The following is a 13,240-nucleotide window of genomic DNA, read 5'->3' on the forward strand; positions in this document are numbered from 1 at the left end:
CTTTAACAATTTAATCAGACAATCTGTGTGGGCACTCACAAGACCGTATCTTAACGATATAAAAAAGTCTTGAAGAGTGAACAACAGTAAAATTCATTACGAATGAACAGTGACTAATTCTTTGAGCATCGCTGACGAGTTCAGCAAATCAAACAAATCTTAAATTGAAGAGTTTGATCATGGCTCAGATTGAACGCTGGCGGCAGGCCTAACACATGCAAGTCGAGCGGTAGCACAGGAGAGCTTGCTCTCTGGGTGACGAGCGGCGGACGGGTGAGTAATGTCTGGGAAACTGCCTGATGGAGGGGGATAACTACTGGAAACGGTAGCTAATACCGCATAACGTCTTCGGACCAAAGAGGGGGACCTTAGGGCCTCTCGCCATCGGATGTGCCCAGATGGGATTAGCTAGTAGGTGAGGTAATGGCTCACCTAGGCGACGATCCCTAGCTGGTCTGAGAGGATGACCAGCCACACTGGAACTGAGACACGGTCCAGACTCCTACGGGAGGCAGCAGTGGGGAATATTGCACAATGGGCGCAAGCCTGATGCAGCCATGCCGCGTGTGTGAAGAAGGCCTTCGGGTTGTAAAGCACTTTCAGCGGGGAGGAAGGCGGTGAGGTTAATAACCTTATCGATTGACGTTACCCGCAGAAGAAGCACCGGCTAACTCCGTGCCAGCAGCCGCGGTAATACGGAGGGTGCAAGCGTTAATCGGAATGACTGGGCGTAAAGCGCACGCAGGCGGTCTGTTAAGTTGGATGTGAAATCCCCGGGCTTAACCTGGGAACTGCATTCAAAACTGACAGGCTAGAGTCTTGTAGAGGGGGGTAGAATTCCAGGTGTAGCGGTGAAATGCGTAGAGATCTGGAGGAATACCGGTGGCGAAGGCGGCCCCCTGGACAAAGACTGACGCTCAGGTGCGAAAGCGTGGGGAGCAAACAGGATTAGATACCCTGGTAGTCCACGCTGTAAACGATGTCGATTTGGAGGTTGTGCCCTTGAGGCGTGGCTTCCGGAGCTAACGCGTTAAATCGACCGCCTGGGGAGTACGGCCGCAAGGTTAAAACTCAAATGAATTGACGGGGGCCCGCACAAGCGGTGGAGCATGTGGTTTAATTCGATGCAACGCGAAGAACCTTACCTACTCTTGACATCCACAGAATTTGGTAGAGATACCTTAGTGCCTTCGGGAACTGTGAGACAGGTGCTGCATGGCTGTCGTCAGCTCGTGTTGTGAAATGTTGGGTTAAGTCCCGCAACGAGCGCAACCCTTATCCTTTGTTGCCAGCGATTCGGTCGGGAACTCAAAGGAGACTGCCGGTGATAAACCGGAGGAAGGTGGGGATGACGTCAAGTCATCATGGCCCTTACGAGTAGGGCTACACACGTGCTACAATGGCGTATACAAAGAGAAGCGACCTCGCGAGAGCAAGCGGACCTCATAAAGTACGTCGTAGTCCGGATTGGAGTCTGCAACTCGACTCCATGAAGTCGGAATCGCTAGTAATCGTAGATCAGAATGCTACGGTGAATACGTTCCCGGGCCTTGTACACACCGCCCGTCACACCATGGGAGTGGGTTGCAAAAGAAGTAGGTAGCTTAACCTTCGGGAGGGCGCTTACCACTTTGTGATTCATGACTGGGGTGAAGTCGTAACAAGGTAACCGTAGGGGAACCTGCGGTTGGATCACCTCCTTACCAAGAAGATGTGTGTTAAGTGAAGTGCTCACACAGATTGTCTGATGAAAATAACGAGCAGAAATACCTTAATAGGCTTGTAGCTCAGGTGGTTAGAGCGCACCCCTGATAAGGGTGAGGTCGGTGGTTCAAGTCCACTCAGGCCTACCAACTCTTCCGTGAGTGGTATCTAAGGTATCTGTAAGCAACGATGGGGTTATAGCTCAGCTGGGAGAGCGCCTGCCTTGCACGCAGGAGGTCTGCGGTTCGATCCCGCATAGCTCCACCATCACTACTCGCTGTATAGAAAACTTCAGAGTGTACCTGTATGGGTGCACTGCGACGTTTTGCTCTTTAACAATCTGGAACAAGCTGAAAATTGAAACATGACAGCTGAACATGCATTGGTACCTGCGGGTATGAATGGTGTATCAGTGCGTCAATGAGTCTCTCAAATAATCGCAGCGCGACGTTGGCTTTATTTATTAAAGACACCTTCGGGTTGTGAGGTTAAGCGACTAAGCGTACACGGTGGATGCCTAGGCAGTCAGAGGCGATGAAGGGCGTGCTAATCTGCGATAAGCGTCGGTAAGCTGATATGAAGCGTTATACCCGACGATACCCGAATGGGGAAACCCAGTGTGTTTCGACACACTATCATGACATGAATACATAGTGTCATGAGGCGAACCGGGGGAACTGAAACATCTCAGTACCCCGAGGAAAAGAAATCAACCGAGATTCCCCCAGTAGCGGCGAGCGAACGGGGAGGAGCCCAGAACCTGAATCAGTTTGTGTGTTAGTGGAAGCGTCTGGAAAGTCGCACAGTAAAGGGTGATAGTCCCGTACACAAAAATGCACAAGTTGTGAGTTCGATGAGTAGGGCGGGACACGTGACATCCTGTCTGAATATGGGGGGACCATCCTCCAAGGCTAAATACTCCTGACTGACCGATAGTGAACCAGTACCGTGAGGGAAAGGCGAAAAGAACCCCGGCGAGGGGAGTGAAATAGAACCTGAAACCGTGTACGTACAAGCAGTGGGAGCCTACTTGTTAGGTGACTGCGTACCTTTTGTATAATGGGTCAGCGACTTATATTCTGTAGCAAGGTTAACCGTATAGGGGAGCCGCAGGGAAACCGAGTCTTAACTGGGCGTTAAGTTGCAGGGTATAGACCCGAAACCCGGTGATCTAGCCATGGGCAGGTTGAAGGTTGGGTAACACTAACTGGAGGACCGAACCGACTAATGTTGAAAAATTAGCGGATGACTTGTGGCTGGGGGTGAAAGGCCAATCAAACCGGGAGATAGCTGGTTCTCCCCGAAAGCTATTTAGGTAGCGCCTCGTGAATTCATCTTCGGGGGTAGAGCACTGTTTCGGCTAGGGGGTCATCCCGACTTACCAACCCGATGCAAACTCCGAATACCGAAGAATGTTATCACGGGAGACACACGGCGGGTGCTAACGTTCGTCGTGAAGAGGGAAACAACCCAGACCGCCAGCTAAGGTCCCAAAGTCATGGTTAAGTGGGAAACGATGTGGGAAGGCATAGACAGCCAGGATGTTGGCTTAGAAGCAGCCATCATTTAAAGAAAGCGTAATAGCTCACTGGTCGAGTCGGCCTGCGCGGAAGATGTAACGGGGCTAAACCATGCACCGAAGCTGCGGCAGCGACACTTAGGTGTTGTTGGGTAGGGGAGCGTTCTGTAAGCCGTCGAAGGTGGCCTGTGAGGGCTGCTGGAGGTATCAGAAGTGCGAATGCTGACATAAGTAACGATAATGCGGGTGAAAAACCCGCACGCCGGAAGACCAAGGGTTCCTGTCCAACGTTAATCGGGGCAGGGTGAGTCGACCCCTAAGGCGAGGCTGAAAAGCGTAGTCGATGGGAAACAGGTTAATATTCCTGTACTCGGTGTTACTGCGAAGGGGGGACGGAGAAAGCTAGGTTATCCGGGCGACGGTTGTCCCGGTTTAAGCGTGAAGGTGGATGACCTTGGTAAATCCGGGTCGTCATTAACACTGAGGCGTGATGACGAGTCACTACGGTGATGAAGTAACCAATGCTACGCTTCCAGGAAAAGCCTCTAAGCTCCAGGTAACATCAAATCGTACCCCAAACCGACACAGGTGGTCAGGTAGAGAATACTCAGGCGCTTGAGAGAACTCGGGTGAAGGAACTAGGCAAAATGGTGCCGTAACTTCGGGAGAAGGCACGCTGATGGTAGGTGAAGTGACGTGCTCACGGAGCTGAACTCAGTCGAAGATACCAGCTGGCTGCAACTGTTTAATAAAAACACAGCACTGTGCAAACACGAAAGTGGACGTATACGGTGTGACGCCTGCCCGGTGCCGGAAGGTTAATTGATGGGGTCAGCCGCAAGGCGAAGCTCTTGATCGAAGCCCCGGTAAACGGCGGCCGTAACTATAACGGTCCTAAGGTAGCGAAATTCCTTGTCGGGTAAGTTCCGACCTGCACGAATGGCGTAATGATGGCCAGGCTGTCTCCACCCGAGACTCAGTGAAATTGAACTCGCTGTGAAGATGCAGTGTACCCGCGGCAAGACGGAAAGACCCCGTGAACCTTTACTATAGCTTGACACTGAACCTTGAGCCTTGATGTGTAGGATAGGTGGGAGGCTTTGAAGCGAGGACGCCAGTTCTTGTGGAGCCAACCTTGAAATACCACCCTTTAATGTTTGATGTTCTAACGTGGGCCCGTAATCCGGGTTGCGGACAGTGTCTGGTGGGTAGTTTGACTGGGGCGGTCTCCTCCCAAAGCGTAACGGAGGAGCACGAAGGTTAGCTAATCCTGGTCGGACATCAGGAGGTTAGTGCAAAGGCATAAGCTAGCTTGACTGCGAGAGTGACAGCTCGAGCAGGTGCGAAAGCAGGTCTTAGTGATCCGGTGGTTCTGAATGGAAGGGCCATCGCTCAACGGATAAAAGGTACTCCGGGGATAACAGGCTGATACCGCCCAAGAGTTCATATCGACGGCGGTGTTTGGCACCTCGATGTCGGCTCATCACATCCTGGGGCTGAAGTAGGTCCCAAGGGTATGGCTGTTCGCCATTTAAAGTGGTACGCGAGCTGGGTTTAGAACGTCGTGAGACAGTTCGGTCCCTATCTGCCGTGGGCGTTGGAAGATTGAGAGGGGTTGCTCCTAGTACGAGAGGACCGGAGTGAACGCACCACTGGTGTTCGGGTTGTGATGCCAATTGCATTGCCCGGTAGCTAAGTGCGGAAGAGATAACCGCTGAAAGCATCTAAGCGGGAAACTTGCCTCGAGATGAGTCTTCCCTGGGCACTAGATGCCCCTGAAGGGCCGTTGAAGACGACGACGTAGATAGGCTGGGTGTGTAAGCGTAGCGATACGTTGAGCTAACCAGTACTAATGACCCGAGAGGCTTAACCTTACAACACCGAAGGTGTTTTGCGAGTGACTCATAGAGACGTGTTTTGATATTTAGCTTGTTCAAAGATTGGTTCTGATGGTTGTGCGAGAGCGTAAGCGAAGCATGACGGTTGGAATGAAACAGAATTTGCCTGGCGGCGATAGCGCGGTGGTCCCACCTGACCCCATGCCGAACTCAGAAGTGAAACGCCGTAGCGCCGATGGTAGTGTGGGGTTTCCCCATGTGAGAGTAGGGAACTGCCAGGCATCAAATTAAGCAGTAAGCCGGAGCGATCTGGTGGTTGTAGAGAAATTCGGTGGAGCGGTAGTTCAGTTGGTTAGAATACCTGCCTGTCACGCAGGGGGTCGCGGGTTCGAGCCCCGTCCGTTCCGCCACTTATTATGCCAAAGCCCTAAGCGCTAGCTTAGGGCTTTGGCATATTAGAATTTTTAGATGAATCCGTCTCTTCCTCTGCCTTTTGTGTTTTCCGATCATTTCATTTTTCGGCGGATTCAACTCCGAAGTGCAACGCTAAGCCGCCATTCTTAGTTCTGCAAACACCACTGACGGTTGCCTGAACCCCAGACACTTCCGCAGCCTGCTGTTTAAGGCATTCTGATACGCCAGTAACGCCTCTTCTGACACCGTCCTCAGGTCTGTTCCTTTCGGGATAAACTGCCTTAAAAGACCATTCGCGTTCTCGTTCAAGCCCCGCTCATACGACGCATACGGGGGGCGAAGTAGGTTTCCGCCTCCAGCGCCTCTGCGATTGCCTTGTGCCCGCTGAACGCCCTGCCGTTGTCGAACGTGATGGTGTGGCACACGTCCTTATAACCGCTCAGCATCGACATTATCGCCTGTAGTAGCCCCCATCTAAACCGGACACTTCATCAATAAGACATAGGCATAGACCTATGTTTAAGGAGTGTCTTGTGCAAAGAATCGAAGTGATTGCATATTCCGACCCAAACCGACCATTGATTCCGATGTAATCCGATCGCACTTTCCGATTTAATTCGACCGCTGATTCCGATTTGTTCCGGCCAAATCTGGCCATCCGTCGGAATCCGTGATCCTGTCGTCGGAATCCCGCGCTTTTCACTTTTAAAACAATGGGCAACACTTTCTCCTGATAACCCATCTTCCGGAGACGTGTCGCCATGGCAAGACTGAGAACGCGGATGAGTAAAATTAAAGAGCTGCTGCGCCTTAAATTTGACTGTCACCTGCCCAACAGGAGCATCTCGGCCTGTCTGAATATCGGGTGCAGCACCGTATCTGATGTGGTTACCCGCTTCAGGGGAAGCCAACTGGCATGGCCTCTGCCGGAAGATATGACGGAATTACAGCTTGAAGCGTTGTTTTATACCGGACGCGCCAGCGACCGGCATAAACGGATGCCGGACTTCCTGCGGTGCCATCAGGAACTGAAGCGTAAAGGGATGACCAAAATCCTGCTCTGGCAGGAATATCAACATGAAGCTGGCGAAAACGCTTACGGATACAGCCAGTTCTGTAACCTTTATGGTGAATGGCTGAAGCTACAGAAGCGCAGTATGCGTCAGCACCATGTCGCCGGAGAGAAACTGTTCCTCGACTTCTGCAGGCCGACGCTCCCGATTATCAACCCGGATACGGGTGAGGTACGGCAGGTGCAGATCTTCGTCGCCACGCTCGGTGCCTCGAACTACACCTATGAATGAGCGGCAGTTCCGTCGGTTACCGGGTTGCCGGAAAAGCCTGTACGAACAACTGGATAAGCCCGCACTGAAGGCCCTCCCGCCATACCGGTATGAATACGTTGATATCCGCCGTGCAAAGGTCGGTCCTGACTATCACGTGCTGTACGGCAAACATGCGTACTCCGTCCCTCACGCACTGGTTGGCAGCCATACCGATATCGAGGCAGGTGCCCGGCTTGTTCGTCTCTATCACTGGGGGAACGCTGGTTGCCCAGCATCCAGGGGCGCAGCAAAGGGTGGCTTCACTACGCAGGCAGAACATATGCCGGAGTCGTACCGGCAGCAACGCTGGAGCTCGGACAGGCTGTTGTCATGGGGAGAAAGCATCGGCAACGCCACCCGTGCCGTGGTGTCCTGGCATCTGCACCACTGGGCACATCCGGAACAGGCTTACCGGACCTGTCTGGGACTGCTCAATCTCAGCCGCGAATATGGCGATGCCCGGCTGAAGAATGCCTGCCAGCAAACAGATACGCGCCCTGCGGCTGGGGCACATGAGTAACGCGCTGGAGCTACAATGGTCACAGCCCATGACCTACACAGCGTTGAGCTTCGAGGAGCGCTGGGGCTTCTGCTGGAGCACGAACTGCTGCAGCGAGAGGTCTCGGAAGCAGCTGTTGCTGTTGTCGAAAAAGGAACTTTCGCACGTTAAAAAACTCGCGTCGAAGCGAATAACGTCATCTCCGGTTGCTCATGCTGATGTGGCACTTATAGGTGAACTTGATGAGCAGTGGAGCTTCGTTGGCAGTAAGGCGCGACAACACGGGCTCTGATACGCTTACGACACCAAAACCGGCGGTGTACTGGCCTACACCTGCGGTCCACGCACCGGTGAGACATGTCGGGAGTTGCTGGCCCCTTTGACGCCATTCAGCATTGGCATGATAACCAGCGATGAGTGGGTCGGAATATGCAGCTATGCCAGAGAAGTACCGAAAGTTAACTATCTGACGGGTAAAGTCTTTACGCAGCGCATTGAGCGTAACAACCTGACTCTCCGTACCCGAATCAAGAGGCTGGCTCGCAAAACGATTTGCTTCTCGCGTTCAATAGAGATCCACGAAAACGTCATTGGAGCCTTCATCGAAAAATAGATGTTCTACTCATTGGAGGCATTGCCGCCGAGCGTACATTGCAAGTCTGCGATAAAATTCTTATAACAGAAGAGAGTTCTTTTTTGATAGGGTATTTTGTGTATTGAAACGGAGAGTGGATTAGGCGTGCGGAAAAAAACCTATGCAATGAGGTATGTTGCTGGCCAACCAGTTGAACGTATCTTTCCTCCTAGAGAAATGCATTATCTAGGGCAAGTGCTACCGGCAGGCTCATTGTTGCTGGAGGGGAATATTTTACGCGTAATGGTGTGGAATATTTTTAAGCAGCAACGAATGAACTGGCTTTCCGTGTTGCAAAATTTCGGTAAAGGTACCCAGCTCGTCCTGTTGCAGGAAGCGCAAAGTACGCCAGAGCTCATCCATTTTGCAACCACCAACTATCTCTCAGCCGATCAAGTCCCCGCCATTATCCTCCCGCAACATCCATCTGGAGTGATGACACTATCAGCAGCCCAGCCCGTATATTGCTGCCCTTTACGTGAAAGGGAGCCTTTACTGCGTTTGGTTAAGTCCTCTTTGGTAACGGTCTATGCGCTTCAGAGTGGTCAGAGGCTGATGGTTATCAATATCCATGCGGTTAACTTTAGTTTTGGTGTTGAGGTTTATACCAAGCAGTTGGCTGCGATTGGGGAACAACTTGCACATCACCAGGGGCCGGTTATTATGGCTGGAGATTTTAATGCATGGAGTCAGCAGCGTATTAACGCACTTAATCGGTTTGCGGTAAAGATGAGGTTGCAGGAGGTACATTTCGTTGATGACCAACGACGAAAGGCGTTTGGGCGACCGCTCGATTTCGTCTTTTACCGTGAGCTGATCGTTAACCAGTCTTCTATATTGGTGACTCAGGCCTCAGACCATAATCCACTACTCGTTGAATTTAGCCTGAGTTAATCTCTATAAAAAAACAGCCCTCTACATCTGTAGGAGGGCTGTTTCTCGTTACTGTTTTGAATGACGTTAAGAATCAGGTTTTATGTTACTGCTAACATAAAGCGTCAGACGATCACCTGGCTGAATGTTGGCATTCTTGTTGATAAGCGTATTCCAGCGCATCACATCAGCGATATTTACGCCATGGCGTTTAGCAATGCTTGCCAGCGAATCACCCTTCCGAACTTGATAGGTGATAGAACTGCTATTGCCTGACGCTTTGGCAACTTGCAACGTTTGACCAACCTTGAGCGCACCAGCGCTACGCAGATTGTTCCAACTCTGCAAATCTTTCGTGCTGACATTAAGCCGTGCCGCAATAGCTGATAAGGTATCACCTGAGCTTACCTTATACTGCTGCGATGCTGGCTTTGGCTGTGTTTGCGCTAAACGTGTTGGTTGAATCGCTGCGATGTCACCATCAGCCAGTGAATCTTTCAACTGCTCAACATGCGCTTTAGGTACCATGATGTAATGTGGCCCATTTGGTGCGGTAACATTACGTTTATAGCCCGAGTTATAGCTCTTCAGCTTATTCAACGACAGTCCAGCCATCTCAGCCGCTTGTGTCAATTCTATCTGTTGACCCAGTTCAACCTTTGCTAATGCGCGGCTTTCATTGGGCTGCGGTAGACTTACGCCATACTTCTTGCTGTTTTTAAGAATATCACTCAAGGCCAGCATTTTGGGAACATAGATTGACGTTTCACGCGGCAACGCCAGTGCCCAGAAGCTGGTTGATTTCCCTTTCGCTTTATTCGCCTTCATCGCTTCCATGACGCGGCCTTCACCACTGTTATATGCAGCAACAGTCAATAACCAGTCGCCATCAAACATTGTGTTAAGCCGTTGCATCATATCTAGCGCAGCCGTTGTAGACGCAATCACATCGCGACGTCCGTCGTACCACTGGTTCTGTTTCAAACCATAATTACGTCCTGTGCCAGGGATAATCTGCCATAGCCCAGCGGCATTGGCGGATGATGTGGCACTTGGATCAAAAGCGCTCTCCACTATGGGTAGCAGTACCAGTTCCATCGGCATTTTACGTTGCTTAATCTGCTCGACTATCCAGTACATGTACGGCTCTGCCCGTAATGTTACATCGTGGAGATAGCTCTTATTCTTCAAATAACGCATTTTTTGTTCGCGGATCCGGGCGTTTTCCGGAACCTCCATCTTCAGCTCGTCGCCAATGAAGTTCCACAGATCTCGCTGCGTGAGGCTATCGTCATCTAGCCATCGCGCAGAGGCCTCTCGACCATCTGTGTACTTTCCTGCTTCACTTTGACTTGCCGAAGACAAACTCTGTGCATGCTGTTTGGATTGCGAGGTGTCATGCGGTGAGACCTGACAACCCGCCAGCAAGACTGAGGCGATAATCATCGCTTTAGCCTTCATATGTTGGTCAATAGTTGCTTAAAAGACGAGCAAGGATACTTTGGTTAGAGGAATTGCACAACCTAAACCTTCAAAAGCAGTCTTTCTTGCTGCGTAGCATCTCAAAAACTTGCCAATTCTCTATATTTTCAGGTTCTTTTGATAATTTCCTTTTTAAATCAATTTCATGGCAGCGAAGAAATAGATTAATTCTCCTCTCCAGACCCAGCGACGTAGGCAAACTCGACAGTGATTTTTCTCGTATCTGACTGATTTTATGGAGATAAGATTTAATTTCTGGATCTTCAGGCCAAATAACATTAGAAAATTTTAAGTTTGAGAGGGTGTATTCATGAGCACAACACACCACTGTGTCATCAGGAAGTTGTGATATTTTTTGAATTGATTCATACATTTGTTTCGGTGTGCCTTCAAAAATACGACCGCATCCCGCCGAAAAAAGGGTATCGCCACAGAACAAAAATGGCGCGTTATAGTAGGCAATATGACCAGATGTGTGCCCTGGTACCTCAATTACAGAAAATTCCGAATTTAACAAAGAGACGGTATTTCCTTCCTCTACCAGGTAGGCTGCGCCGCACTTAGCGGTTTCTTTTGGGCCAAAAACAGGCAGGTTGGGGTAATGCTTGAGGAGTTCACCGACGCCTCCAACATGATCATGATGGTGATGCGTGAGCAAAATTGCTTCAGGGAAAAGTGAGTGTTGATCGAGCGTATTAAGCACTGGAGTTGCCTCTCCGGGATCGACGATCACACAGCGGTTTTCTTTATTGCTTAATAACCAAATGTAGTTGTCCTGAAGTGCAGGGATACTGATAAGATTCATTCATCACCTCTTTTTGCTAGTAGCCTGAGGACGAGAACAGAAGATGAAATCGGCACAAATCCCTCAGACCATTGTGGCACCTGATTCATGGGATGATATCACCTGCGGGCAATTTTATCGCGAGTCGCTTGAACTGGCCTTGCTGCCATGGTGGCCAAAACTCTTTGGTTTTCATCTTATCAAGGTAGGGGCACTGAGTGCGGGAATCCACATAACAGAGTGCGCGATTGCGCATCAGGTTAATGTTGCGCCACACGGTGATAATCTTCAGGTAATTGCAGATGCTCATCAATTACCTTTCTCTGAAAAGTCGATCGATGCCTGCCTGCTCGCTCAAACGCTGTCTTATTCATCGGACCCGCATCGCATTCTGCGGGAGGTTGATCGCGTCTTGATCGACGATGGTTGGCTAATATTGAGTACGTTTAATCCGCTCAGCCTGGTGGGTCTTGGCAAACTGATTCCCAGACTCAATAAGAAACACCCTTATTGCAGCCGTATGTTTACTCAAATGCGTATTACGGACTGGCTGGGGCTATTGAACTATGAGGTTATCCATCAGGCCCATTTTCACGTTACGCCATGGCGAAGAAACAAAGGGAAGTTAAATAAACATATTCCGATGCTGGGATGCCTGACGTTGATTATTGCCCGAAAGCGCACCATTCCGCTGACGTTTACGCCGATGAGGGCGAGGTTGCGCAAAGCCTCAGTGCGCCGCACGGTGGGCGCAACAAAGATATATCGGAGATGAGGCGAACGCCTACGGTGATTTACTCAGCCTGATAGCCGGTGTCTTCAAGCGTTGGTGCACTTGCTGCAGCGCGGGCGAGTTCATCACAGCGCTCGTTTTCCGGATGTCCGGCGTGTCCCTTTACCCATTCCCATTGCACGGAATGGTGTTGAATCGCCGCATCCAGTTTTTGCCAGAGATCGACGTTTTTGACCGGTTTTTTGTCGGCGGTTTTCCAACCACGTTTTTTCCAGTTATGAATCCAACTGGTTATCCCCTGCCGAACATATTGGCTGTCAGTGCAGAGCACCACATCGCACGCAGTAGTCAGCGTTTCAAGCGCTGCAATCGCAGCCATCAGCTCCATTCTGTTATTCGTCGTAAGACGGTAACCTGCACTTAACGTTTTTTCGTGCTGCTTGTAGCGCAGCAGGGCGCCATAGCCGCCGGGACCGGGATTACCGAGGCAAGAGCCGTCGGTGAAAATTTCTACCTGTTTGCGCATCTCTGGTAGACTCTCCCTTATGGTAAAAACGGCAAGTCTGACATAAAACGAAAACGATGAGCACTGAAATTACGCGACAAATCGTCCTGGATACAGAAACCACCGGTATGAATAAGCTGGGGGTTCACTACGAAGGGCATAAAATTATCGAGATCGGTGCGGTCGAAGTGATTAACCGGCGCCTGACTGGTCGTCATTTTCATGTCTACATCAAACCCGATCGTTTAGTGGATCCAGAAGCCTATAACATACATGGTATCAGCGATGAGTTTCTGGCTGATAAACCGACGTATGCGGATGTCGTGGATGATTTCCTCGATTTTATCCGTGGCGCGGAATTAGTCATTCATAACGCGACGTTTGATATCGGCTTTATGGATTACGAATTCCGGTTGCTGAATCGTGATATACCCAAGACGGAGACGTTCTGTAAGATCACCGATAGCCTATTGATGGCGCGGAAGATTTTTCCTGGCAAGCGTAACAGTTTGGATGCACTCTGCGATCGCTACCTGATAGATAACAGCAAGCGTACGCTGCACGGCGCATTGCTCGATGCCGAGATTTTGGCAGAAGTTTATCTGGCGATGACCGGTGGTCAGACGTCACTGACTTTTTCGATGGAAGGTGAAACGCAGCAGAAGAGTGATAATACCGAAACGATCCAGAGAATCGTCCGCCCTCAATCGGCGTTAAAAGTGCTTTATGCGGATGAGGCAGAGCTGTTAGCGCATGAACAACGTCTGGATCTGATTGCTAAAAAAGGCGGTATTTGCCTGTGGCGGGCTGAATAGCACCGCTGTAATATCGTCCTTTGCGCAGTAAAAAGAATCGGTTGATCGCACTGCGGGTGAGAGAATAGTCAGTGAGATGAAATTATAAGCAAACAGAAACGGTTAGTTATAAAAA

At 50.4% G+C, this 13,240-nt stretch carries 7 protein-coding genes, 3 tRNA genes, 3 rRNA genes and 3 pseudogenes; 12 read left to right on the forward strand and 4 right to left on the reverse strand.

What is annotated here, in order from left to right; genetic code table 11:
- The first annotated feature begins 161 nt into the window (after positions 1–161).
- The 6 genes from DMB82_RS05495 (at position 162) to DMB82_RS05520 (ending at position 5,471) form a co-directional block, all read left to right on the forward strand.
- Positions 162–1,703 (forward strand): 16S ribosomal RNA (locus DMB82_RS05495).
- 73 nt (positions 1,704–1,776) lie between these two features.
- Positions 1,777–1,853, forward strand: a tRNA-Ile gene (locus DMB82_RS05500).
- A 42-nt stretch (positions 1,854–1,895) separates the two neighbouring features.
- Positions 1,896–1,971: transfer RNA gene (locus DMB82_RS05505), tRNA-Ala, on the forward strand.
- A gap of 219 nt (positions 1,972–2,190) precedes the next feature.
- Positions 2,191–5,097, forward strand: a 23S ribosomal RNA gene (locus DMB82_RS05510).
- A 129-nt stretch (positions 5,098–5,226) separates the two neighbouring features.
- Positions 5,227–5,342: ribosomal RNA gene (gene rrf, locus DMB82_RS05515) — 5S ribosomal RNA — on the forward strand.
- Together the 16S, 23S and 5S rRNA genes with 3 tRNA genes alongside form the textbook arrangement of a ribosomal RNA operon.
- A gap of 52 nt (positions 5,343–5,394) precedes the next feature.
- Positions 5,395–5,471: transfer RNA gene (locus DMB82_RS05520), tRNA-Asp, on the forward strand.
- 136 nt (positions 5,472–5,607) lie between these two features.
- Here the strand turns inward: DMB82_RS05520 and DMB82_RS05525 are convergent.
- Positions 5,608–5,936: pseudogene (locus tag DMB82_RS05525) on the reverse strand (IS30 family transposase); the annotation flags it as partial.
- Between the two features lie 321 nt (positions 5,937–6,257).
- Here DMB82_RS05525 and DMB82_RS05530 point away from each other — a divergent pair.
- The 4 genes and pseudogenes from DMB82_RS05530 to DMB82_RS05545 all read left to right on the forward strand — a co-directional run bounded on the left by DMB82_RS05530 (position 6,258) and on the right by DMB82_RS05545 (position 8,827).
- Complete coding sequence (locus DMB82_RS05530) at positions 6,258–6,779, forward strand: hypothetical protein (RefSeq protein ID WP_226888939.1); 522 nt, start codon at positions 6,258–6,260, stop codon at positions 6,777–6,779.
- Positions 6,772–7,320, forward strand: a complete 549-nt coding sequence (locus DMB82_RS05535; protein WP_226888940.1) for a Mu transposase domain-containing protein — start codon at positions 6,772–6,774, stop codon at positions 7,318–7,320. Before DMB82_RS05530 ends, DMB82_RS05535 begins: the two co-directional genes overlap by 8 nt.
- A 145-nt stretch (positions 7,321–7,465) precedes the next feature.
- A pseudogene (locus DMB82_RS05540) lies at positions 7,466–7,912 on the forward strand (IS1 family transposase); the annotation flags it as partial.
- A 126-nt stretch (positions 7,913–8,038) separates the two neighbouring features.
- Positions 8,039–8,827: an endonuclease/exonuclease/phosphatase family protein gene (locus DMB82_RS05545; protein ID WP_116163106.1), complete on the forward strand. Its 789-nt coding sequence runs from the start codon at positions 8,039–8,041 to the stop codon at positions 8,825–8,827.
- A 66-nt stretch (positions 8,828–8,893) separates the two neighbouring features.
- Here the strand turns inward: DMB82_RS05545 and mltD are convergent, their stop codons facing one another.
- Together mltD and gloB are read right to left on the reverse strand one after the other, a co-directional pair.
- Positions 8,894–10,267 (reverse strand): murein transglycosylase D, encoded by a 1,374-nt coding sequence (mltD, locus tag DMB82_RS05550; protein ID WP_102118603.1) that lies wholly within the window; start codon positions 10,265–10,267, stop codon positions 8,894–8,896.
- Positions 10,268–10,337: 70 nt separating this feature from the next.
- On the reverse strand, positions 10,338–11,093 hold the full coding sequence (gloB, locus tag DMB82_RS05555) for a hydroxyacylglutathione hydrolase (RefSeq protein WP_102118602.1): 756 nt from the start codon (positions 11,091–11,093) through the stop codon (positions 10,338–10,340).
- A 43-nt stretch (positions 11,094–11,136) separates the two neighbouring features.
- Here gloB and DMB82_RS05560 point away from each other — a divergent pair, with 43 nt between their 5' ends.
- Complete coding sequence (locus DMB82_RS05560) at positions 11,137–11,847, forward strand: class I SAM-dependent methyltransferase (protein WP_102118601.1); 711 nt, start codon at positions 11,137–11,139, stop codon at positions 11,845–11,847.
- Positions 11,848–11,866: 19 nt separating this feature from the next.
- On the opposite strand, the pseudogene rnhA reads toward DMB82_RS05560, so the two are convergent.
- Positions 11,867–12,434: pseudogene (rnhA, locus tag DMB82_RS05565) on the reverse strand (ribonuclease HI).
- Between rnhA and dnaQ the strand changes: the two are divergent.
- Complete coding sequence (gene dnaQ, locus DMB82_RS05570) at positions 12,388–13,125, forward strand: DNA polymerase III subunit epsilon (protein WP_116156205.1); 738 nt, start codon at positions 12,388–12,390, stop codon at positions 13,123–13,125. The pseudogene rnhA and the gene dnaQ sit on opposite strands and share 47 nt — an antisense overlap.
- The last annotated feature ends 115 nt before the right edge of the window (positions 13,126–13,240 follow it).

The organism is Pectobacterium aquaticum, assembly GCF_003382565.3.
Classification (GTDB): Bacteria; Pseudomonadota; Gammaproteobacteria; order Enterobacterales; family Enterobacteriaceae; genus Pectobacterium; species Pectobacterium aquaticum.

Bases quoted from the DNA above. Each gene is read 5' to 3' on its own strand.
- DMB82_RS05560 (WP_102118601.1), top strand. From the start codon at position 11,137: ATGAAATCGGCACAAATCCCTCAGACCATTGTGGCACCTGATTCATGG.
- DMB82_RS05535 (WP_226888940.1), top strand. From the start codon at position 6,772: ATGAATGAGCGGCAGTTCCGTCGGTTACCGGGTTGCCGGAAAAGCCTG.
- mltD (WP_102118603.1), bottom strand. From the start codon at position 10,267: ATGAAGGCTAAAGCGATGATTATCGCCTCAGTCTTGCTGGCGGGTTGT.
- dnaQ (WP_116156205.1), top strand. From the start codon at position 12,388: ATGAGCACTGAAATTACGCGACAAATCGTCCTGGATACAGAAACCACC.
- DMB82_RS05530 (WP_226888939.1), top strand. From the start codon at position 6,258: ATGAGTAAAATTAAAGAGCTGCTGCGCCTTAAATTTGACTGTCACCTG.
- gloB (WP_102118602.1), bottom strand. From the start codon at position 11,093: ATGAATCTTATCAGTATCCCTGCACTTCAGGACAACTACATTTGGTTA.